General features: G+C 65.7%; 20 protein-coding genes. 11 read left to right on the forward strand and 9 right to left on the reverse strand.

The window, feature by feature from the left end; genetic code table 11:
• The first annotated feature begins 56 nt into the window (after window positions 1-56).
• The 7 genes from ACXJKC_RS07350 (at window position 57) to ACXJKC_RS07380 (ending at window position 7996) form a co-directional block, all read left to right on the forward strand.
• Window positions 57-1241, forward strand: coding sequence for an MFS transporter (locus ACXJKC_RS07350; protein ID WP_456696037.1), 1185 nt, complete (start codon window positions 57-59; stop codon window positions 1239-1241).
• Window positions 1242-1251: 10 nt separating this feature from the next.
• A complete protein-coding gene (locus ACXJKC_RS07355) occupies window positions 1252-1947 on the forward strand; it encodes a hypothetical protein (RefSeq protein WP_456696038.1) in 696 nt (231 codons plus the stop codon).
• 128 nt (window positions 1948-2075) lie between these two features.
• Window positions 2076-4859: a heterodisulfide reductase-related iron-sulfur binding cluster gene (locus tag ACXJKC_RS07360; protein ID WP_456696039.1), complete on the forward strand. Its 2784-nt coding sequence runs from the start codon at window positions 2076-2078 to the stop codon at window positions 4857-4859.
• A gap of 138 nt (window positions 4860-4997) precedes the next feature.
• On the forward strand, window positions 4998-6764 hold the full coding sequence (locus tag ACXJKC_RS07365) for a hypothetical protein (protein WP_456696040.1): 1767 nt from the start codon (window positions 4998-5000) through the stop codon (window positions 6762-6764).
• Window positions 6765-7055: 291 nt separating this feature from the next.
• A complete protein-coding gene (locus ACXJKC_RS07370; protein ID WP_456696041.1) occupies window positions 7056-7436 on the forward strand; it encodes a YchJ family protein in 381 nt (126 codons plus the stop codon).
• 18 nt (window positions 7437-7454) lie between these two features.
• Window positions 7455-7757: a hypothetical protein gene (locus tag ACXJKC_RS07375; RefSeq protein ID WP_456696042.1), complete on the forward strand. Its 303-nt coding sequence runs from the start codon at window positions 7455-7457 to the stop codon at window positions 7755-7757.
• Complete coding sequence (locus ACXJKC_RS07380; protein ID WP_456696043.1) at window positions 7709-7996, forward strand: hypothetical protein; 288 nt, start codon at window positions 7709-7711, stop codon at window positions 7994-7996. The genes ACXJKC_RS07375 and ACXJKC_RS07380 overlap by 49 nt, the downstream gene beginning before the upstream one ends.
• Here ACXJKC_RS07380 and hutI read toward each other — a convergent pair.
• The 5 genes from hutI to hutH are packed head-to-tail and all read right to left on the reverse strand — an operon-like array spanning window position 7936 to window position 14535.
• On the reverse strand, window positions 7936-9084 hold the full coding sequence (gene hutI, locus ACXJKC_RS07385; protein ID WP_456696044.1) for an imidazolonepropionase: 1149 nt from the start codon (window positions 9082-9084) through the stop codon (window positions 7936-7938). The two genes, ACXJKC_RS07380 and hutI, sit on opposite strands and share 61 nt — an antisense overlap.
• Window positions 9081-10190 carry a formimidoylglutamate deiminase gene (locus ACXJKC_RS07390; protein ID WP_456696150.1) on the reverse strand — a complete coding sequence of 370 codons (1110 nt, stop codon included), beginning with the start codon at window positions 10188-10190 and terminating at the stop codon, window positions 9081-9083. Before ACXJKC_RS07390 ends, hutI begins: the two co-directional genes overlap by 4 nt.
• A 2-nt stretch (window positions 10191-10192) precedes the next feature.
• The gene (locus tag ACXJKC_RS07395) at window positions 10193-11362 is read right to left on the reverse strand and encodes an allantoate amidohydrolase (protein WP_456696045.1); all 1170 of its coding nucleotides are present in this window, start codon (window positions 11360-11362) and stop codon (window positions 10193-10195) included.
• Entirely contained in the window at window positions 11355-13028 is a 1674-nt protein-coding gene (gene hutU / locus ACXJKC_RS07400; RefSeq protein WP_456696046.1) for a urocanate hydratase, read from the reverse strand. Before hutU ends, ACXJKC_RS07395 begins: the two co-directional genes overlap by 8 nt.
• The gene (gene hutH, locus ACXJKC_RS07405) at window positions 13021-14535 is read right to left on the reverse strand and encodes a histidine ammonia-lyase (protein ID WP_456696047.1); all 1515 of its coding nucleotides are present in this window, start codon (window positions 14533-14535) and stop codon (window positions 13021-13023) included. Before hutH ends, hutU begins: the two co-directional genes overlap by 8 nt.
• A 79-nt stretch (window positions 14536-14614) precedes the next feature.
• Between hutH and ACXJKC_RS07410 the strand changes: the two genes are divergently transcribed.
• Both ACXJKC_RS07410 and ACXJKC_RS07415 read left to right on the forward strand, forming a co-directional pair.
• Window positions 14615-15367: an IclR family transcriptional regulator gene (locus ACXJKC_RS07410; protein ID WP_456696048.1), complete on the forward strand. Its 753-nt coding sequence runs from the start codon at window positions 14615-14617 to the stop codon at window positions 15365-15367.
• A gap of 84 nt (window positions 15368-15451) precedes the next feature.
• Window positions 15452-17263: a CocE/NonD family hydrolase gene (locus ACXJKC_RS07415; RefSeq protein ID WP_456696049.1), complete on the forward strand. Its 1812-nt coding sequence runs from the start codon at window positions 15452-15454 to the stop codon at window positions 17261-17263.
• 14 nt (window positions 17264-17277) lie between these two features.
• Here ACXJKC_RS07415 and ACXJKC_RS07420 read toward each other — a convergent pair whose 3' ends face one another.
• Window positions 17278-18096, reverse strand: a complete 819-nt coding sequence (locus ACXJKC_RS07420) for an ABC transporter permease subunit (RefSeq protein WP_456696050.1) — start codon at window positions 18094-18096, stop codon at window positions 17278-17280.
• Window positions 18093-19022, reverse strand: coding sequence for an ABC transporter ATP-binding protein (locus ACXJKC_RS07425; protein ID WP_456696051.1), 930 nt, complete (start codon window positions 19020-19022; stop codon window positions 18093-18095). Before ACXJKC_RS07425 ends, ACXJKC_RS07420 begins: the two co-directional genes overlap by 4 nt.
• 153 nt (window positions 19023-19175) lie before the next feature.
• Here ACXJKC_RS07425 and ACXJKC_RS07430 point away from each other — a divergent pair, with 153 nt between their 5' ends.
• Both ACXJKC_RS07430 and ACXJKC_RS07435 read left to right on the forward strand, forming a co-directional pair.
• Window positions 19176-20387: an AGE family epimerase/isomerase gene (locus ACXJKC_RS07430; RefSeq protein ID WP_456696052.1), complete on the forward strand. Its 1212-nt coding sequence runs from the start codon at window positions 19176-19178 to the stop codon at window positions 20385-20387.
• Window positions 20384-21259, forward strand: a complete 876-nt coding sequence (locus ACXJKC_RS07435; protein WP_456696053.1) for a carbohydrate kinase family protein — start codon at window positions 20384-20386, stop codon at window positions 21257-21259. The genes ACXJKC_RS07430 and ACXJKC_RS07435 overlap by 4 nt, the downstream gene beginning before the upstream one ends.
• On the opposite strand, the gene ACXJKC_RS07440 is transcribed toward ACXJKC_RS07435, so the two are convergent.
• Both ACXJKC_RS07440 and ACXJKC_RS07445 read right to left on the reverse strand, forming a co-directional pair.
• The gene (locus ACXJKC_RS07440; RefSeq protein WP_456696054.1) at window positions 21256-22107 is read right to left on the reverse strand and encodes a carbohydrate kinase family protein; all 852 of its coding nucleotides are present in this window, start codon (window positions 22105-22107) and stop codon (window positions 21256-21258) included. The two genes, ACXJKC_RS07435 and ACXJKC_RS07440, sit on opposite strands and share 4 nt — an antisense overlap.
• A gap of 7 nt (window positions 22108-22114) precedes the next feature.
• Window positions 22115-23023, reverse strand: coding sequence for a pseudouridine-5'-phosphate glycosidase (locus tag ACXJKC_RS07445; RefSeq protein WP_456696055.1), 909 nt, complete (start codon window positions 23021-23023; stop codon window positions 22115-22117).
• Window positions 23024-23118 lie beyond the last annotated feature (95 nt).

Here is a 23118-nt window from a genome sequence, read left to right on the forward strand (position 1 = left end):
CGATGTGGATGGAGTAGTCTGAATCCTGAGACGATTCGTATCAGGATGTGGACAAAATGGCCGCAAGGAGTTCGACCCCGAACCGCTGGCTCATGCTCGCGGTGTCGATGATCGGCCAGTCCGCCAGCAGCATGTACGTCAATGCGACGCCGTTCCTGATCCCCTACTTGCACCTCAAACAGGGACTCAGTCTGGTCGAAGCCGGACTCGTCGCATCCTCGGCCACGGTCGGCATGATGCTGACCCTGTTCGCGTGGGGCGCTGTCGTCGACCGCATCGGCGAACGCACCTCGATGTCTGTCGGACTGGCGATCCTGACGGCAGGCGCCACCGCCGCCGCGTTCAGCACCTCTTTCGTCTGGCTGGCGATCTTCATGTTCATCGGCGGCATGGGCGGCGCCAGCACCAACTCGGCCAGTGGCCGGGTCGTGATCGGCTGGTTCCCGCCCGATCGGCGCGGCACCGCGATGGGCATCCGCCAGACCGCTCAGCCAGTAGGCGTCGGCATCGCGGCGCTCGTGATCCCCAATCTGGTCGATGCCTTCGACCTGCGGACCACGATGCTGACGATCGCGGTGATCTGCGGTCTGACCGCCGTCTTGACCGCGACGCTCATCGTCGACCCGCCGCGACCCACCAGGGCCGAGGCCGCCGACCTCGGACATCTCGACAATCCCTACACCCGCGACGACCGGCTCTGGCGCATCCATGCGGCGTCGATCCTGCTCGTCGTCCCGCAGTTCACGGTCTGGACATTCACCCTCGTGTGGCTCATCGACGAGAAGGGCTGGTCAACCCTGGCCGCGAGCCTGCTCGTCGCGGCGACCCAGGTGCTCGGCGCCGCCGGACGCATCGCCGCCGGCACCTGGTCCGACCGGGCCGGCAGTCGCCTGAGGCCCATGCGCACCGTCGCGGTCGTCGCTGCCGTCACCCTGGTCGCGCTCGGTGTCTTCGAGAGCACGCCGGTGGCCATCGGGATCGTCGTTCTGGCATCGATCATCACCGTCGCGGACAACGGGCTGGCCTTCACGTCGGTCGCCGAGATCAGCGGCCCTTACTGGTCGGGCCGCGCATTGGGCGCCCAGAACACCGGCCAGTTCCTTGCTGCGGCAGCGGCACCTCCGGTCATCGGCGCGCTCATCACCGGCGCCGGATACGGCTGGGCGTTCGGTCTCGTCGCTGTCTTCCCCCTCCTGGCGATCCCGTTGGTTCCGGTCAAGGGCGAGACCGTCAGCACCTAGGGTCGAGCCCATGGACGACTTCTACCCTGCGGAATCGGGCGTAGGCACATTTGAGCCCAACACCAACCAACAGGCATTCGCGGCGTACGAAGACGCCTGGGCCCAACGCCAGGCGACCGGCCGCACGTCCCCAGATCTGCTGGTCGCCGCGCTCAAGGCCCGCAACGTCATCGAGAGCGCATACGGCCCGGAAACCCGGCTGCACCGCGTCCTGTTCGGATCCTGGGAGAAGGGGCGTCGTCCCAGCCACATGCACGGGGTGATCCTGAAGTACCGCTTCGGGAGACTCCGGGACGGTCTGAGAGACGATTCACCCGAACAGTTCGAGCTGCCCGCAGGCCTTCGCCCAGCCAGCAAATGGGGCCTGTGGGATGAGGAGAAACTTCCCTTCAGACCCACGGGACTCTTCACAGCACGCGTAGGCGCCTGGCACGAAGCAGCCGAAGACGACGATGACGACGATCCGGAGCGAACCATCCCTGTGTGGCTCGACACCGGCGCCCGCCCGGAAAACACCCCCGTCATGGTCGGCCGGGAGCTCGCCGGGCACACCGACCTCCCAGAATGGGTGCACCAGCAAGTCTTCGGCGCAACGAAACGCGGTCGCCGCATCGTCGTCACCGGCGAACTCTGGGTCAAGCGGCGCAAGGACGGTTCGTACCGAACCAAGAAGATCCACGCAGACCTGCCCAAGCGCAAGAACTGAGCACACTGTCAGTATGTGAGCTGCACTTCACCGACCCGGCTTTGGCAAGCCTTACTCGATGCACCCGACAACCACCGGATAATGTCAGGCCTAACTGTCAGGGTCGTATCACAGGAAATGGGGCCTCCATGCAGGTCGTCGCGATCGTCGTATCGCTTGTCGTCACAGCTGTTGCTCTGCCGCTGATCACCAAGGCAGTCCTCAACATGCTGCAGGTCATCCGTTCGGGTCAGCCCGTCATCGGACGTACCGACAATCCCGCCAAGCGCACCGCGAACATGCTGATCGAAACGTTCGGTCACACCCGGATGCTCCAATGGACCTGGGTCGGCATCCTGCACTGGTTCGCATTTGCCGCCTTCATCGTGCTCAGCACTGCCGTCGCTCAGGCATTCTTCCAGCTGTTCGACGCCGATTTCACCTGGCCGATCATCGGCAAGTTCTTCCTCTACGAGTGGCTCGGCGATGTCATCGGGTTGCTCGGCGCACTCGCGATCCTGCCGCTGATCGTCTACCGACAGGTCAAGCACCCCCGCCGCCTCGAGCGCAAGAGCCGCTTCTTCGGTTCACGCATGGGCCAGGCGTACTTCGTCGAGGCCATGGTGTTCCTGGAGAGCATCGCGATCTTGTTCATCCGCGGCGCCGAGTACAACCTGGCGAAGGCGCACGGCGGCGAGCATGCCGAGCACGCGACCGCATTCCATTTCCCGATCTCGCAGTACTTCGGCAATCTGTTCCCCACCGGGCCGGACTCGATCGACACGCTCGAGAACATCATCTACATCATCGCGATGATCAAGGTCGTCTCCGCGATGATCTGGCTCATCGTGATCGCCCTCAACCTCACGATGGGTGTTGCCTGGCACCGTTTTCTGGCCTGGCCGAATATCTGGTTCAAGCGCAACAGCAGCGGCAAGACGGCCCTCGGCGGCCTGCAGCCGATCTACGTCAAGGGCAAGCCGCTCGACCTTGAGGACATGGACGACCTCGACGAAGAGGACTTCGCCAAGCTCGGCGTCGGCAAGGTCGAAGACTTCACCTGGAAGGGCATCCTCGACTTCTCGACCTGCACCGAGTGTGGACGCTGCCAGAGTCAGTGCCCCGCATGGGCGACCGACAAGCCGCTGTCACCCAAGCTCCTGGTCATGGGCCTGCGTGAGCACGCCTACGCCAAGGCCCCGCTTCTTGCCCTGTCCGAAGAGGAGCAGGAGAAGCTGACCGACGAGCAGAAGCAAGAGCTCGAGCGTCCGCTGATCGGCGACGATTCGATGTACGGCGTCATCGACCCCGACGTGCTGTGGTCGTGCACCAACTGCGGCGCCTGCGTCCAGCAGTGTCCCGTCGATATCGAGCACGTCGACCACATCGACGACATGCGCCGCTTCCAGGTGCTCGTCGAGTCGAACTTCCCGGCTGAACTGAACAACATCTTCAAGGGCCTCGAGCGCAAGGGCAATCCCTGGGGCATGGCTCCCAAGGACCGGATGGACTGGACCAAGGGCCTCGACTTCGAGGTCAAGCAGGTCGGCAAAGACATCGAAGACCTCGACGAGGTCGATTGGCTGTTCTGGGTCGGTTGCGCCGGAGCGTACGAAGATCGCGCCAAGAAGACGACCCAGGCCGTCGCCGAGCTGCTCGACATGGCCGGCGTCTCATTTGCCGTCCTCGGTGACGGCGAGACCTGCACGGGCGATCCGGCCCGCCGTGCCGGCAACGAGATCGTCTTCGCGCAACTCGCGATGCAGAACGCGGAAGTCTTCAAGGAGACCAAGGTCAAGAAGGTCGTCTCGACCTGCGCACACTGCTTCAACTCGCTCAAGAACGAGTACGCAGAGTTCGGCGTCGAGCTCGAGGTCGTGCACCACACGCAGCTTCTCAACCGTCTCGTGCGCGAGGGCAAGCTGACGCCGGTCGCACCTGATCCGGCCGCCGAGAAAAAGAAGATCACGTACCACGATCCCTGCTTCCTGGGCCGTCACAACCAGGTCTACGAAGCGCCCCGCGAACTGCTCAGCATCATCCCGGGCGCCGACTTCACCGAGATGCCCCGCAACCAGGAGAAGTCCTTCTGCTGTGGCGCCGGCGGCGCCCGCATGTGGATGGAAGAGACCATCGGTTCGCGTATCAACGTCAACCGCACCGAAGAGGCCATCGCCACCGGCGCCGACCAGATCGCGGTCGGTTGCCCGTTCTGCCGGGTCATGCTGTCGGATGGTCTGACGCTCAAGCAGTCCGAGGGTCAGGCCCGTGAAGAGGTCGAAGTCATCGACATCGCGCAGATGCTGCTCGCTGGCGTCAAGCGGGCCCCGGCGCCTGCTGTGGTCGAGGCCGAGCCGGACGCCGCAGACGAAGTCAACCCGGCGTCGATCAGCGACACCGCTGCGGTCGGTGCAGCAGCTACTGCAAGCGATCCGACGGTGGAAGAACCTGAGCCTTCGGCCGACGATCAGACCGTGGCCGCCGAGCACAATGTGCCGGTCGACGAGGCAGGCACGGCCGACGACGCTCCCGAACCGGCACCAGCGGTTCCCGCCAGCGAGAAGGAAGACGCGGCTTGGGCCAATGTCGGAGCGGTCAACACCGATCTGACGCCGGCCGAGACCCCCGAGCCGGAACCGGAGCCCGAGCCGGAACCGGAGCCCACGCCGGTCGACGACGTCGAGACCGACACTGCCGAGACACCTGCCGAGGTCATCGCGGTCGAGGACGCCGAGTCGACCGCCGATCCCGTCAGCGACGACGTCGTCGAACTGAGCGATGCCAACGCCAGCGGTGAGGAGTTGAGCGCCGCCGCGACCGCTGCAGTGCCAGATGTCGATCACCACAACCAAAGCACGGACGAGGAAGCCGTCGAGGAGTGGGTCGAAGAAGGCGGCACCCAGAAGTCGACCGACGACGAAACCAAGCCGTAGTCAGTAGATCCAGACGAAAGGGCAGGCCTTCGGGTCTGCCCTTTTCGTGTTTTCTGCGATACAGGCCAGCAGATGAGACTACATTGACTCTGCTCGGGGGAGATTGTTTTTCTGTCGTCCCCCCGAAAGCAGATCACCGTGTCCAGATTCCCAGGTAACCCGACATGGGCGCGCGTCAGCGTCGTCGCCCTAGCTGTCCCGGCCCTCCTCACCTTCGTCCCCGGACCCGCGCAAGCAACCAGCGTCGGCGAAGTTCCCGGCGCAGTGCGCGCCATCGGCTGGGGAGACACCCAGGTACCTCAAGACAAGACCTTCACCCAGGTCTCGGAGGGATACTGGGCGGGTATCGGTCTGACCGCAGAGGGCAAAATCGAATCTTGGGGCAATCCGTTTCAAGGGTCACTGAACATTCCCGTCAGTCTCAACTCCAAGGTCGTCACGAAGATCTCCCAGGGTTACAACCACGGCCTGGCCCAAACTGACGACGGCGAGCTCACGACCTGGGGCTTCTACCTCGACGGCGAGCAAGCAGCAGCCGAAATCCCCCAAGAAGTCGCTGACGCCGACATCGTCGACTTTGCCGCCGGTTTCAACAGCGACGTGGCTCTGACATCGAACGGCGAAGTGCTGGCGTGGGGCGACAACTCCTACGGCGGGCTGAACATACCGGCCAGCCTCGACGACAAGACAGTGACTCAGATCTCCAACGGCGCCTTCGGCCCGGCGGCGTTGACCTCTGACGGCAAGATCACGACCTGGGGTTATCTGATGGCAACCCCGAGCGCCTACGACGACGAGACGTTCGTCGCCGTCGAGGTCGGCGGACCGTCGGTGCTGGCCCTCAACGACGAGGGCAAGCTCTTGACCTGGGGAAACAACGGCATCGGCACTCAGCCGATCCCGTCGTCCCTCGACGGCAAGACCGTCACGGCCTTCTCGACCCAGGGTGACTGGGCCATGGCCCTGACTCAAGAGGGTCAGATCGTGACGTGGGGAGAGGCCGATCGCGGCCAGACGACTGTGCCCCCAGCATTGACCGGCAAGAAGATCGTCGATCTTCAGGCCACCCGCTACGGCGCACTGGCCACCTACGGTGCGCTGACCTCGGAATCCGAGCCGTGGATCAACGGATCCCCGTCCTTCGGCGACTCAATCACCGTCGAGCCCGGAACCTACTCGGCCACACCGGATTCCTACACCTACCAGTGGAACGCGAATGGCACTCCGATCGATGGGGCAACCGGGACGACGTACGCCCCATCCGCCGCGACTGTCGGCAAGACCCTGACGGTGACCGAGACCGCACACAAAGACGGTTGGGTCAGCATCTCCCAGACGTCCGAGCCGACAGACGCCGTCGAACCGGCCTACTTCGGCATGAGCCCGTCCACGAAGTTCAGCGGTGCCGCTCGAGTCGGCAAGGCTGTGTCGGTGCGGGTCACCGGATCCGAGCCGACCGCCGACAGCTACACCTACCAGTGGACCCGCAACGGCGCGAACATCAGCGGAGCGCGCGGCACGTCGTACAAACCGACGAGTGCCGACCTCGGTCGCACGCTGGGCCTCAAAGTCACAGCGATCAAGGCTGGCTACGAGCCGATCGACAGCACACCCGTGGTGGGACGCGTCGAGGTCGGCGCGGCGAAGCTCAAAGTCTCGGTCTCATCCAAGGTCAAGCGAGGCAAGAAGCTGACGGTCAAGGTCTCCGGACTCGCTCCGCGCGAGCGCTACACGATCAAGATGTTCGGCTTCACCTTCGCCAGCGGAAAGGCCGATTCGAAGGGCAAGATCAACCGGAAACTCAAGATCTCGTCGAGCGCTGTGCCCAGCAAGCAGACCGTCAAGGTCATCGGATCATTTACCGATCGCGTGGGATCTGACAAGACCAAGATCACCAAGAAGTAGCGGAAGGCAAACGGGCGGGCCTTCGGGTCCGCCCGTTCGTCGGACGCAGCACTCACCAAGGGACTTGGTCACGCACCGCGCGCTGAGACGCTGAAGGCGTAACCAAGAACCTAGGCCTCATGGGAAACCGACGACGCCTGCGGGAATGCGAAAAGCCCGGTCGGGAGGGAGCCACGGACCGGACTTTTTGCTTCTCCGAGGACAAGCGTCGCAACCGGGCGGGAGGGAGTGTGCCCGGTTCGAAAGGGATAACGACGGGGCTTTGAGAAGGTAACGCGCAATACTGAAAAAGTGTCGAATCTTCGTTGCCCCTGCCTGAGCGGTCTGACGTACGACGCGTGCTGCGGGCGGCTGCACTCCGGTGCAGCCGTCGCGCAGACGGCCGAGCAGCTCATGCGTTCGCGCTATAGCGCGTTCGCGGTGGGCGATCCGGCATATCTGCTCGCGACCTGGCATCCACGCACCCGCCCCACCGAGCTGGAGCTCGACGACGGCATGCGGTGGTACCGCCTCGACATCATCTCCACACGCGAGGGCGGCCCCTTCGAATCGGCGGGCATCGTGCAGTTCGAGGCGTTCTACCGGTCGCCGTCGGGCCCCGGAAGCCAACGCGAGACCAGCCGGTTCGTCCGCGAAGCGGGCACGTGGCTCTACCTCGACGGCACGACCTGATCGGGTGACGATGTCGGTATGACCATTCCACGACTGCCCCGACGATGGCGCAAAGCCATCCTGGTCCTGCACATCATGGTCGGTGTCGGGTGGATCGGCGTCGACCTGGCCCTGCTGCCGCTCGTCATCACAGGTCTCACGACAGATGACGGCGAAGCCGCGGCTGCCAGCTACCGGGCGATCGCGGTCCTCGTGCCCTGGACCGTTCCGGCGCTGTCCCTGCTGATCCTGACGACCGGCATCGTCCTCGGCCTGGGGACGAAGTGGGGCTGTTGCGCTACTGGTGGGTCACGACAAAACTCGTCATCTCGATCATCCTGACCGCACTCGTGTTCGTCGCGCTCCTGCCTGCCGTCTCATCGCTCGAGGTCACCAGCGCGACAACCGGCGATCAGGTCCGCGCAGCACTGGACGATCCGGCGATGTTCCTGTTTCCCCCTGTCGTCTCGGGTCTGTTGTTGGTCCTGGCGACGATCCTGTCGGTGACCAAACCATGGGGTCAGCGCCGCAAGGGCAAGGCCGGCGACATCTCCGCAACGAGCGGAACACCCGGACGATAGGCGAGGTGGACGTACGACGGCGCGTCCAGTACGGCGTAGTCCGCCGCGGCACCGACTCGAAGGTGCCCGATATCGTCCCTGCGCAGCGATCGCGCTCCGCCCACAGTCGCCGCCCACAGCGCCTCTCGCGGTGTCATCCCCATGTCGCGCACCGCGACGGCGATGCAGAACGGCATCGAAGAGGTGAACGAGCTGCCGGGGTTGCAGTCCGAGGCGATCGAGACCGTGACACCCGCATCGAGCAACCGGCGTGCATCGGGGTACGGCTGCCGGGTCGAGAACTCGACGCCCGGCAGCAGGCCCGCAACCGTCACGGAGCCGGCGAGTGCATCGACATCGGCATCCGACAGGTATGTGCAGTGATCGGCGGCTGCGGCCCCGAGTTCGACAGCCAATTGGACGCCGGGGCCGTAGCCCAGCTGATTGGCATGGATCCGCGGCATGAGGCCTGCAGCCATACCGGCAGTCAGAACTGTCCGCGCCTCATCGGCTCCGAATGCTCCGTCCTCGCAGAAGACATCGACCCATCGCGCATACGGGGCGCAGCGTTCCAGCATCTTCCCGGTGACCAGAGACACGTACGCAGCGATATCGGACTCGGCCGGCACGACATGTGCGCCGAGGAACGTCGTCTCGTCGGTGAAATCCCGGGCGATCGCGAGCGATCTGGCCTCATCGACGACGGTGAGCCCGTATCCGCTCTTGATCTCGACAGTTGTCGTGCCCTGGACCCGCATCTCGGTGACATGGCGCAGCACCTGCGCGGAGAGCTGTTCATCAGTCGCCGCCCGGGTCGCCGCGACGGTCGTCCGGATACCGCCCGCGGCGTAGGACTCGCCACTCATCCGCGCCTCGAACTCCAGCGATCTGTCACCCGCGAACACCACATGGGTATGGGAATCGACGAATCCCGGGATGACGGCCAGACCTGCCACATCACGGACGGCATCGGCCGAGGGGGCGTCCATGCGGTCGCCCACCCAGGCGATCCGGCCCGATTCCACGACGAACGCCGCATCACGGCGGACGGGTAGGTCGTCCTCCCACGTGACCAGCTCGCCGATATTGGTAACCAACAGCGACGTCATGTGCGGCTCCAGCAGACGTCGATGACTTCTCGCAGCCGGTGGGCCACCTCTTGGCGGTCGAAATCTCCGGCGACATCTTGGGCAGCCGCCGACCACAGCAGTTCGACAGACCCTGCCGTGCGGACGCTCTCGACGATCTCGATCGGCTCCGGCGACGCGAAACCCAGCGACTCGTGGCCCGTCCGCGAAGCCGCGTCCCACAGCTGTTCGGCCGACCACGCCCCGCGCCGTCCCGACCTCAGACGTTCGTGCATCTCGACGGCGCGGGCCTCGGTGAACATATCGATCACGGCATTGCTGTCGGAGCCCAATGTCAGCCGGGCACCGGCCTCCCGCAACTCCGCAGACGGGCCGATCCCGTCGGCGAGCTCGGCCTCGGTCGTCGGACAAAAGCAGACGTACGAACCAGCATCGCCCAGCATCGCAATATCGGCAGCGGTGAGATGTGTGGCGTGAACCGCCGTGGTCCGCGACGTCCAGACCCCCGCCTCCGCCAGCACGGCCACGGGGGTGAGGCCGGTCGCGGTCAGGCAGTCCTGGTTCTCCGCAACCTGCTCCGACACGTGGACGTGCAACGGAGCGTCTGGCAACGCCGTCGCCACGGTCCGCAGCTGATCTCGCGGCACGGCCCGGACCGAGTGGATCGCGGCGCCGATCACAACGTCGTCTGCACTTCGGTGCCGATCTGCCAACGCCGCCACACGCAAGGCCCAGGCGTCGGCATCGGAGTCCGCGAACCTGATCTGCACGGGATCCAGGTCACGCCCGAACCCGCCAACGAGGTAACACGTGTCGAGCAGTGCGATCCGCATACCGGCCTCTCGCGCCGCGGCGATCAACACCTCGCCCATGATGTTGGGATCGCTGTAGGGGACCCCGCCGGGCTGATGATGCAGGTAGTGGAACTCCCCAACCGTGCGGATGCCGGCCAGATGCATCTCGGCATATGTCGCGGAGGCGAGGTCGAACAGCAGATCAGGGTCCAGGATTTCAGCGAGCGCATACATCTGGTCGCGCCAGGCCCAAAATGTCTCGGCGCCCGCGACACGTCCTCGCAACGCCCGGTGGAAAACGTGACTGTGGCAGTTGGCGAAGGCCGAAACCATCGTCACGCGAGCTCCCGGACCACCGCGACAAGCGCCTCGACCCCGGCCGCGCAATCAGCGGTGCTGGCCCATTCCTTCGGCGAATGCGAGATGCCCGTCGGATTGCGGACGAACAGCATCGCGGTCGGGACGAACGCACTGAACACACCGGCGTCGTGGCCTGCGGCGGTCGGCAGCACCGGCGCATCCAGTACGGCAGCGATCTGATCGCGCAGATCAGGAGTGAAATCCACGGCGGGACTGCGCGATTCGCACGTGAGTTCGACCGTCGTGCCGTCGGACTCGGCGGCTGCTTCGGCCCGGGCGACGAGGCACTCGACGAGTCGTTCCAGCGTGCCCTCATCAGCCGCACGGGCATCAAGCCAGGCTCTGACCCTCGATGGGATCGCATTCGTGCCACCCGGCTCGACCTCGAGGCGCCCGAACGTCGCCCGGGCACCCGCATCGGTGGCCAGTTGACGGGCAGCCAGAACTGTCGCCGCATAGGCCAGCATGGGATCGCGTCTGTCCTGCATCATCGTCGCACCAGCATGGTTGGCCTCACCGCAGAAGTCGAGACGCCAACGGCCGTGCGGCCAGATCATGCTGGCGACACCCACCGCATCCTCCGAGTGCACAAGTGACCGACCCTGTTCGATATGCAGTTCGACGAACGTGCCGATCTTGGCGAGCCAATCCGACTTCCCGACGGCACGTGGATCCCGTCCACGCGATGTCATGACCTCTGCCATGGTGTGGCCGTCTCGGTCCTTTTGCGCCAGTGCGCGATCCGCGTCGAGAATTCCTGCGGCGAGTTGCGAGCCGGCGCAGGCGATACCGAACCGAGAACCCTCCTCGTCCGCGAAGTTGGCCACGATGACGGGCCGAGACGGCGTGAAGCCATCGGCGCGAAGCTGATCCACCGCCGCGAACGAACCGAGGACGCCCAGGGGCCCGTCGAATGCGCCGCCGTCCGGCACCGAATCGAGGTGCGAACCGAGCAGCAGGGCATCGTCACCGCTGCCCCACCAGGCCAATTGATTGCCATTGCCGTCTTCCATGACGTCCATTCCGCGCTCGTTCGCCTCGCCGACGAACCACTCGCGCAATTCCAGGTCGGCGTCATTCCAGGCGTAGCGACGGTATCCGCCAGAATGCGGATCGCGGCCAAGACCCATGATCGGCTCAAACATCGGCGACCACGCTCCCGTGTTCCTGCATCGGAATCCGCAGGCCGCGTTGCTCGGCGACTTCGACGGCACGGGCATATCCGGCATCGACGTGTCTCATGACCCCGGTGCCCGGATCGTTCAGGAGGACCCGTTCGATCTTCTGCGCGGCAAGGTCCGATCCGTCGGCGACGATGACCTGCCCTGCATGGATCGAGCGTCCCATGCCGACGCCTCCGCCGTGGTGCAGTGACACCCAGGTGGCGCCCGACGCGGTGTTGAGCAGCGCGTTGAGCAACGGCCAGTCAGCAATCGCGTCGGAGCCGTCTGCCATCGCCTCGGTCTCCCGGTACGGAGACGCGACCGACCCCGAGTCGAGATGGTCACGGCCGATGACGACCGGCGCGCTGAGTTCGCCGGAGGCGACCATTTGGTTGAACTTCAGTCCGGCCAGGTGACGTTCCTGGTAGCCGAGCCAGCAGATCCTGGCCGGTAGACCCTCGAAATGGACCTTCTCCTGCGCTTGCGTGATCCAGCGGGCGAGGTGCTCATCGGCGGGGAAGAGTTCGAGGATCGCCCGGTCAGTCGCCGCGATGTCGGCCGGGTCCCCCGACAAGGCGACCCATCGAAACGGCCCCTTGCCTTCGCAGAACAGCGGGCGAATGTACGCCGGGACGAATCCGGGAAATGCGAACGCCCGGTCGAAGCCGCCCAGCCGGGCCTCCTGGCGGATCGAGTTGCCGTAGTCGAACACTTCGGCCCCGGCGTCCATGAAGCCGACCATGGCTCTCACCTGCTTGGTCATCGACGCCCTGGCTTTGTCGGTGAAGCCCTCCGGATCACGCACCGCCTCGCTCTGCCAGTCGGCGACCTCGATCCCTTCGGGCAGGTAGCTCAGGGGATCGTGGGCGCTGGTCTGGTCGGTGACGATATCGATCGCCGCCCTCCGTGCGAGCAGCTCGGTGAACACCGTCGCAGCGTTGCCGACGAGTCCCACGGAGAGGGCTCGGCGCTCCTGTTTGGCCACGAGCGCCCGCTCGAGCGCCTCATCGAGGTCGGTGACGTACTCGTCGAGGTAGCCGTGCTTGACCCGTCGGGCCAGCCTGGTCTCATCGACGTCGACGACCAATGCGACGCCCTCGTTCATCGTGACCGCGAGCGGTTGCGCACCGCCCATGCCACCCGCCCCTCCCGTCAGTGTCAGAGTTCCGGCGAGCGTCCCACCGAATCTCTTGCGGGCCACCGCGCCGAACGTCTCGTACGTCCCTTGCAGAATTCCTTGTGTGCCGATGTAGATCCACGAACCGGCGGTCATCTGGCCGTACATCGTCAGGCCTGCTGCCTCCAGCTTGCGAAACTCCGGCCATGTCGCCCAGTCGCCGACCAGATTGGAGTTGGCGATCAGCACCCGCGGCGCCCACTCGTGCGTCCGGAACACGCCTACCGGCTTGCCCGACTGGACCAGTAACGTCTCGTCGTCCTCGAGCGATTCGAGCGTCCGGACGATCGCGTCGTACGCCTCCCAATTGCGTGCGGCCTTGCCGGTGCCGCCGTAGACGACGAGGTCTTCTGGACGCTCGGCCACCTCCGGATCGAGATTGTTCATCAGCATGCGCATCGGCGCCTCGGTCTGCCACGACTTCGCGGTCAATGAACTCCCGCGCGCGGCCCTGATGGTGCGTTCAGTCATGAATGTCTCCTCCCAGGAGTGCACCGGAACGGACGAGCTCGGTGGCCGCCTCGATATCCGGCGCGAGGTAGCGGTCAGGGCCGGGCCCTGAGACGTGCTGACGCAGTACAGAGATCGCAGCGCCCGTCGCGGCGGCCGGTTGCAGGGGCGCCCTCAGGTCGATTCCCCTCGCAGCCGTGAGGATCTCGATCGCCAGAACACGCGTCAGCAGATCGACCGATGTCCGCAGTTTGCGGGCCGCCGACCAACCCATCGACACGTGGTCCTCCTGCATCGCGCTCGACGGGATCGAGTCGACGCTCGCGGGAGACGCCAGCCGTTTGAGTTCTGCGACCATCGCGGCCTGCGTGTACTGCGCGATCATGTGGCCCGAGTCGACGCCCGGATCGTCAGCCAGGAACGGCGGCAGCCCTTGGCTGCGCGATGCATCGAGGAACCGGTCGGTCCGACGTTCGCTCATACTCGCGACGTCGGCGACCGGGATCGCGAGGAAGTCCAGCACATATGCCAGAGGAGCGCCGTGGAAGTTGCCGTGCGACTCGATCCGGCCGTCGGCCAGAACCGACGGATTGTCGATAGCGGCGGCCAGCTCCCGGGCGGCGACCGCTGCAGCGTGATCGAGGGTGTCACGGGCGGCACCATGGACCTGGGGCGCGCAACGCAAGGAATAGGCGTCCTGCACCCGGCCGTCGCCGAAACGGTGACTCGCCACGATCGGCGATCCGGCCAGCAATGCGGCCATATGGGCCGCCGACGTCGCCTGCCCCGGATGAGGACGCAAAGCCTGCAGATCGGCTGCAAGCACCCGATCGGTCGCGAGCAGGCCTTCGATGCTCATGGCCGCGGCGAGGTCTGCCGTGTCGAGCAGCCGGCGTAGGTCGTGCAGCGCCAGCACCAGCATGCCGAGCATCCCGTCGGTGCCGTTGATCAGCGCCAGCCCCTCCTTCTCGGCGAGTTCGATCGGCCTGAGACCGTGAGCTGCCAGTGCCTCGGCGGCCGGACGAATGACACCGTGATCGTCGACCTGCCCCTCCCCCATCGCCGCAAGTGCGCAGTGGGCCAGCGGCGCGAGATCTCCTGAACAGCCGAGACTTCCGTACTCATGGACTATCGGCGTCAGGCCTGCGTTGAGCATCGCCGCATATGCCTCGGCGGTCTCCAACCGGACGCCCGAATGGCCACTCGCGAGGGTCGACAGACGAAGTAACATCAGCGCCCGGACCACTTCGTCCTCGACCCGGGGCCCAGTTCCGGCAGCATGGGACCGGATCAGGCTCTTTTGCAGCTGGGCCCGTAAACCCGGCGCGATGTGCCGTGTTGCAAGCGCACCGAAGCCGGTGGAGATGCCGTAGACGGCAGTAGCGGACGCGGCGAGATCGTCGACGTACTTCCGTGACCGCACGATCGCCTCGCGCGCCTCGCTGCCCAGCTCGACCCGGGCACCGCGCCGCGCCACCCGCACGACGTCCTCGGGGCTGATCGCGCCCGTACCCACTTCGATTGCCATGCCTCCATTGGACGCCGGCTCAGCTGCCACGCGCTATGGTCCAACCAGCGTTCTTGTCTCGGATACGAGACAATGGAGCATGGTCCGACCCGTTCCCGCCGCCACCGCGACTCTGCGCATCCTGCGCTACCTGTCAGGGCGGCCGGTCCCGGAACCGGCCGCTCGGATCGCCGAAGAACTCGATCTGCCACGCTCATCGACGTACCACCTGCTGACCGCGATGGCCGCCGAAGACTTCATCGTGCACTATCCCGACGACCGCACCTGGGGCATCGGGATTGCGGCATGGGAAGTCGGCCACGGCTTCGCGCGGCAAGAGCCGCTCGCCCGGCTGGCCCGTATTCCGTTGGCGCGCCTCGTCGATCAGGTCAGCCAGTCGGCGCATCTGGTCGTGCTCCAGGGCACCGAGGTGCTGTACGTCATCGAGGAACGTGCGCCGAAACGTCCACCCCTCGTCACGGCTGTCGGCGTACGGCTGCCCGCGCACCTGACGGCGTCCGGTCGCGCGATCCTGGCCTCGTTGCCTGCCTCACAGGTCACTGCCCTCTACCCCAACCGCGATGCCTTCTCGACCCGCACCGGCGCCGGGCCGCGGACTCCGACCGAGCTGCGCCGGTTGCTGACCACGACCCGCCAGCGTGGATATGCGATCGAGGACGGCGAGGTCACCGCCGGGTTCGCATCCGTCGCAGCGCCGATCGAAGCCGGAACGATCCACGCGTCGGTCGCGATCACCTGGGAACTGCACGATCCCTCGGACATGTCGATCGACGACCTCAGCGACGCCGCGCGCACCACCGCCCAGGAGATCACCAGGCGCCTTCGTCACTGAGTCACCAAGGCCGCACCGTGACTCCGAGCGGACCTTTGTCGTTGGGCAACCTAGACGTTCGTCCCACATGTCTCGAGGAGCACCATGCGCCGTTTCCGCCATGCCGTGATCGCCGCTTCGGCCACCGTCCTCGCCGCCAGCACATTGGCAGCGACCGCCCAGACCGCTGAGGCGACCACCAAGGTGAGGGTCACGGCGCTCAACTTCAAGGTCAAGATCGGGCCCACCTCGGCCCAGACCTGCAATATCGTGGGCGATCTGTACGTCCCCTCGACCGCGAGCTCGAAGAAGCCGGCGCCGGCGATCCTGACGACCAACGGCTTCGGCGGATCCAAGGCCGATCAGGCCGGTATCGGCACGGCATTCGCCAAGCGCGGCTACGTCGTACTGTCCTACTCGGGTCTCGGCTTCGGCGGCTCGGGATGCAAGATCACCCTCGACGATCCCGACTTCGACGGAAAGGCCGCCAGCCAGCTCGTGAGTTACCTCGGCGGGCGTTCCGGAATCGCCTTCAAAGACGCCAAGCACACGATCGCCGCACCGGCGCTCAAGGTTGTGAAACGGGACAAGCGCGATCACGCGGGCAGAAAGGCCGCCAATGACCCCCGCGTCGGCATGGTCGGCGGATCCTACGGCGGTCAGGTGCAGTACGCCGCCGCGGCGATCGACAAGCGGATCGACACCATCGTGCCGATCATCACCTGGAACGACCTGTCGTACTCGCTCTCGCCCAACAACACGTCGCAGACGTCGGGCGTCAGCACCGCGACACCGGGTGCCGCCAAGCTCATCTGGGCGCTCGGCTTCTCCGGTATCGGCATCATGAACGGCCTACAGAATCTGCCGGCCGATCCCGGTCGCATCGTCGGCTGTCCCAATTTCGCGACGTTCGTGTGCCCCGCGCTGGTGACCGCCGCGGTCACCGGCACCGTCGACGCCACGGCGACGAGGAATCTGCGACATGCCTCGGTCGCCAGCTACGTCAAGAGGATCACCGTCCCGACGCTCGTGGTCCAAGGTCAGACTGACACCTTGTTCAACCTCAATGAGGGCATCGCGACCTACTCGGCACTGCGCAAGCAGAAGACCACGACCAAGATGATCTGGATCAACGGCGGACACTCCGGTGCCAACGCTCCTGGCGAACTCGACTTCAAGACAGTCAACCCGTCCAATCAGCATGTCGCCAAGCGGGTCGCGGCCTGGTTCGACCGATATCTCAAGGGCAAGAAGGTCGACACCGGACCCGGCTTCTCGTACTTCCGCAATTGGGTCAAGTACACCGGCATCGCGACACCTGCGTATGCCAGTTCCGCGTCGTATCCCGTCGGTACCGCGACCAAGTACTACCTGTCGGGGACGTCGCTGCATACCAGCGCGACCGGCATCACGGCCGGTGTCCAGAGCTTCTTGACCCCGTTGGCCGGGCTGCCGACGTCGATCGATCCCTTGGACGTCGTCGGTAGCGCGCTACCGCTGCCCGAGTTCGACCTTCCTGGGACGGCCTCGAGTTGGACCGGTGCTCCTTTGACCCGCAATCTCGACGTCGTGGGATCGCCGACCCTCCGACTCAAAGTCGACTCGCCCACTGCGGCATTGACGCAGACCGCCGGTCCTACCGGCCAACTCGTGCTGTTCGTCAAACTGCTCGACGTCGATGCGACCGGCAAGGCCAGGTTCATCCGCAATCTGGTCGCGCCGGTGCGAGTCGCCGATGTCAACAAGCCCTTCACGGCGACGCTGCCTGCCATCGTGCACCGCTTCGCAAAGGGCCACTCGGTCCGTCTGGTCGTGGCCGGCGGATCCACCAATTACCGAGGTGGCCTGGTGGCCAACCCGGTATCGGTGACGACGGGAACCGCCGGTCAGGTCCTGACTCTCCCCACGGTCAAGTAAGGACCCGAGGACGGTCAGGCGTCGCGCTTGTTGAGCAACCACCAGGCCAGGAGGCACAGGACGCCGACCTCGGCGACCATGACCCCGTAGCCCGTCCACGCGCCCAGCGCATCGGGGTTGAACGAGACCGGGGAGACCAGCGACGACGCCGCATTGCCCGGCATGAGCTTGGTCAACCATTCACCCAAGGAACCCGGGACGAGCATCACCATCTGCCCGATGACAAAGACCGTAGCCAGGACGATCGAGATCGCCGCGGCAGTGTGCCGCACCAAGAATCCCACTGCCATCGCGAGCAGGCCGAGCGTCGCGACGAACAGTCCGCTGCCGTACATCGATCGGGCGACATCACCCTCGAGCGCCAGGCCGATACCCTCACGGTCGAGGAAGTAGTTTCCCCCGAAGTACCCCGCCAAAGCCGTCAGCGTGCCGATGACGAACAGCACACCGCAGACGACGATCGCCTTGGTGAGGAACACCATCCCCCTACGAGGAACCGCCGCGAACGAGGTGCGGATCATCCCGGTGCCGTACTCCGATGTCACCGCCAGAGCGCCGACGATCACCGCGCACACTTGGGCGATCATCATGCCCCAGGTGATGAACGAGCCGGGCGATTCTCCTCCGGCCGAAGGTGACTCATTGGCCAACCAGTCGGCGTTGCCCCAGCAGATCACGGTCGTCAGACCCGCACCGAGGACGATGAGAGCGCCCATCGTCCACCAAGTCGAGCGGACCGACCAGAGTTTGACCCACTCGGCCCGCAGGGCGTGGGTGAATCCGACCTGTTCGAGCTCGACCGCCCGTGGCGTTTCCACTGTTTGGGTACTCATCGCGATGCCGCCTTGATCTCATCAGCGGCCTTTGCGTGGTACTCCACGCTGTCGGCCGTCAGTGCCATGAACGCGTCCTCCAGAGAAGAACGCACGAGGGTCAGCTCGTGGAGCAGGAGGCCGTGCGAGCCGACCAGTTCGCCGACCGCCGCAGCATCGAGTCCCTGGATACGCAGCTCGTCCTGGGTGCGGGTCACATCGAGCCCGCGGCCTACCAGCAATGCCTCGACATCGGTGGCCTGCGGCGCCTTGACCCGTACGTACGACGCCGCGTGGTCGACCATGAACTGCTGCATCGAGCAGTCCGCGAGGATCTGCCCGCGACCGATCACGATCAGATGATCGGCCATCAGCGCCATCTCCGACATCAGATGGCTCGAGATGAAGACCGTGCGGCCTTCATCGGCGAGCTGACGTGCCAGCTGGCGGACCCATCGGATGCCTTCGGGATCGAGACCGTTGACGGGCTCGTCGAGGATCACGACCGGTGGATCGCCGATCAGTGCGGCCGCGATCCCGAGCCGCTGCCCCATGCCGAGCGAGAACCGTCCGGCACGCTGACCCGCGACGCTGTCGAGACCCACGAGGTCCAGCACCTCGCCGACCCGTGTGGTCGGGATGCCGTTGCTTGCCGCCATCCAGCGCAGGTGGTCCCTCGCCGAACGTCCGGGATGGATCGCCTTGGCCTCCAGGAGCGCGCCGACTTCCCGCAGGGGTGCCGGTGAGTTGGTGTACCGGTGTCCGTTGACGGACACCGAACCCTTGGTCGGGGCATCGAGCCCCAGCGTCATCCGCATCGTCGTCGACTTGCCGGCACCATTGGGCCCCAGGAAGCCGGTCACCCGTCCGGGCTCGACCGTGAAGTCGATGCCATCCACTGCGGTTCTGTCGCCATACGTCTTGGTCAGTCCCTGAGCGCGGATCATGCCGTCCGCCGCCCGCCGTGTGTTGTGGTCATGGCTCCACTCTCGATGTCAGCAGGTGTTTCGGGCATCGGGGAACCACCCCTGATCGCCCCTGAGTCGACCCTGACCTGTGAGCGCCGATGGATGAGCGACGGTCATGAGTAACGTGGAGTCATGAGTGGCGAGAACCCCGGAAGCGCGAAGTGGCGACACGCCGCACGTCGCGACCTGCTGACGTTCGCGCGACGTTCCAAGCGCCCCGAGGGCGGGTTCATCTGGCTCGACGATCACGGTGAACCCGATCCCGACAAACGACTCGAGCTGTGGATCAACGCGCGGATGACGTATGTTTTCGCGCTCTCCCACTTGGCCGGTGAATCGGATGATCTCCAGTTGGCCGAGCACGGCGTCGCAGCGTTGGCGACATTGTTCCACGACGATGTCCACGGGGGCTGGTACGACGAGGTCGACTTCGACGGTGCGCCGGTCGACCGCGCAAAACGCTGCTACGGCCACTCATTCGTGCTGCTGGCCGCGGCGACCGCCAAGGCTGCCGGTGCCGAGGGGGCCGCCGCATTGCTCGACCAGGCGGGCCGCATCCACACCCAGCATTTCTGGGACCGGTCGAATGGTCGGTGCCTCGAGGAGACCAGCGAGGACTGGGCCCTGATCGACCCGTACCGCGGCGCCAACAGCAATATGCACGCTGTGGAGGCCTATCTCGTCGCGGCGGATGTCACCGGTGACGCGGTCTGGCGCCAGCGCGCACTGTCGATCTGCGAGCGCATCATCGGCATCCACGCGCGGGCGCATGACTGGCGCATCCCCGAGCACTACGACCACGACTGGACGCCGGTGCCGACGTACAACGAGGAGCGACCTGCCGATCCCTTCCGTCCGTTCGGTGCGACGCCCGGACACGCCTTCGAGTGGTCGCGCCTGATCCTCCAGCTCGCGTCAGGACTCGACGCGCCCCGCCCGTGGATGCTGGAAGCCGCCGAGTCGCTGTTCGCCCGGGCGGTCGAGGACACGACGAACGATGACACTCCGGGGCTCGCGTACACAACCAGTTGGACAGGTGAGCCGATTGTGCGCGAGCGGTTCCACTGGGTTCTGGCCGAGGCCGTGTTGGCGGCAGAAGCCTTGCACACGTACACCCGGTCGGCGCGCTATTCGGGTTTCGCGAGTCGCTGGTGGTCCGACATCGACCAGCATTTCGTCGATGATGAGACCGGATCGTGGCACCATGAGCTCTCGCCGGCGATGGCCCCGTCGACCCGTACCTGGCGCGGCAAGCCCGATGCGTATCACGCCTACAACGCGTTGACCCTGCCCGATCTGCCCCTCGCACCCAGTGCCGCCCTCACGATCGGATCAACGACATGACTGTGCTCGTCATCGGTGAGGCGCTCGTCGACATCGTCGATTCAGCCGCCCATCCCGGCGGGTCGCCTTTCAACGTCGCGGTCGGTCTGGCCCGCCTCGACGTGCCGACAGTGCTCGCGGCGCAGATCGGCCCCGACGCCCACGGCGACCTGCTGCGCGAACATCTCCATTACTCCGACGTCCGCCTCGACGAGCTGATGCCCGCGCCTCCACGAACGTCGACAGCAGCCGCGACGATCGGGGCCGACGGCGCTGCATCGTACGACTTCGACCTGACCTGGAATCCGACCGAATTGCCTGATCCCGCCCGCTTCGACGCAGTTCATGTCGGATCGCTCGGCACCCTGGTGCAACCCGGCGCCTCCTTGGTCGCCGGGCTCGTGCTCAGCGCCGACGCACTCGGCATCCCGGTGTCGTACGACCCCAATGTCAGACTCGCTGTGGAACCCGATCCGGCCCGGTGGCTGGCGGTCTTCGAAATGATCTGGCCCTACACCTCGATCCTCAAACTGAGTGACGAGGATGCCGCGACGCTGTTCCCCGGGGAGGATCCCGCCGATCTGGCACGCCGACTGGCCGCCGACCACGGGATCGTCGCGGTGACTCTGGGGAGCGAGGGTGCGGTCATCGCCGGCGGCGGTGGATTCGCAATCATCCCGCCGGCCGAAACCCGAGTCATCGACACGATCGGCGCAGGCGACTCGTTCATGGCTGCGATGCTCGCCTGGTCGGCGACCTACGACTGGCCCGGGGCCGGTGAGCTGGACACGACCGAGCTGACGGACCTGGCGATGTATGCCGCGAGCGCCGCCGCGATCACGTGTTCGCGTCCGGGGGCCGACCCGCCTCGCACCAGAGACATGACGCCTTAGGCTCCGTTTGCAACGGCCTTCAGCCCAGGGGGCCGCGCGCCTCGGATCGCGACGCATTCGGCAGCAGCCTCGGCCCCAGTCTGCAAGGACTGTTCCGGATCCTTGTCGGTGACCCAACGGCTGAGAAATCCTGCGGCGAAGGCATCCCCGGCGCCGACCGTGTCGACCACATCGGCCTCCAGCGCCGCAACCTCGGTACCCGCGAACCTCGCGCCCCGCGCTCCCAGGGTCAACACGACACCGTCGCCGGTCAGCTGCAGGAAGCCCTGCTCGTCCTCATTGGGAAGAACCAGGTCAGCCTCGGCCAACCAACCGAGGACGACCTCACGGCCGGCAACCTCCAAGAATCCCAATGAGCTGGGATCGATGCTGACCCCTGTGCCTCGACGACGGGCCTCGGCGATCAAGCCGGTGACGACAGGGCGTACACCGTCATCGAAGAACGAGTAACCCGTCAAGTGGAGCCAGGTCACGTCATCCCAGACATCTTCCGGAATGTGCTGGGCGGTCAGCGTCGTGTTGGCAGCCCGGTCGACGTACATCGTGCGATCGGCGTCGTCGTCCAGAGTCAGCACGATCGTGGCGGTCGGCAGGTCGGGGTCGCCCGTGATGCGGGCGTCCACACCGTAGGCCTGCAGCGCCCCGGTGTGACGGTCGACGGCGTCGGCGCCACAACGTCCGACAAACCGGACCGGGGCCCCCAGATGCCCGAGCCACGCTGCGACATTCGCTGCCGAACCACCGGCCGTCATCCGGATCTCGGAGACCGTGTCGCTCGCGGCGTTGACGGTGCCGAGTGGACGGACGCCGATGTCGTCGACCAGATCGCCGACGACGAGGATCACCACGCCGTCCTCATCGGGACGACCAGGACAGCGCGATCTCACCGGCGACGCGGATATTGTTCTCGGCGATCTTGAGGTTGACCGCGAGACTGTCGCCGTCGGTCAGACCCACGATGGTCTGCAGCAGGAACGGCGTGACGTCCTTACCGGAAAGGCCCTTCTCGTCGGCCATGAGCAGGGCGTCGGTGAGCGCACGGTCGTGCACCGCCGGATCGAGCTGGTCCTCGACGGGTAGCGGGTTCGCGACCAGGATCGCGGCTTCCTGACCCAGCGCATCGCGCGAGATCATGACGTCGGCAACCGATTTCGCGTCCGGGACGGACCAGTCGAGCTGGTAGCCCGAATCGGTCAGCCAGAAACTCGGGAACTTGTCGGTGCCGTAGCCGAGTACGACGACACTGAGCGACTCGAGGCGCTCCAACGTGGCGGGGATGTCGAGGATCGACTTCACACCGGCCGACACCACCGTGATCGGCACTTTCGACAGGATCGTGAGGTCGGCCGATTCGTCAAAGGTCTCGTTCGCCCCACGGTGCACGCCGCCGAGCCCGCCCGTCGCGAAGACACGGATCCCGGCCAGATCGGCGATGTACGACGTCGCGGCGACCGTCGTCGCACCGCTGCCGCCACGCGCCAGTGCGATCGGCAGGTCGCGGACGCTCAGCTTGGGGATGTCCTCATTCGCCACCCGAATGAGCTCTTCGTCGGTGAGGCCGGCCTTGAGTTGCCCGTCGAGCACCGCGATCGTGGCGGGAACGACGCCCATATCGGTCAGCAGCGCTTCAAACCGACGGGCGGCCTGCAGATTGTCGGGACGAGGCAGACCATGCGAGATGATCGTCGACTCCAGGGCGACCACGGGCCACCCTTCGTCGAGAGCGGACTGAACGGCGGGCGAAATGCTCAGAGGAATCGTCACACCCGAAGCGTACCGATCGTCGAGTGGTGCGAACCTCGAACCGAGTGGCGCACACTGGACAGACTCGCCGTCTCAGAACGTCCGACGCGCACCAC

This window comes from Aeromicrobium sp. P5_D10 (genome assembly GCF_054049535.1).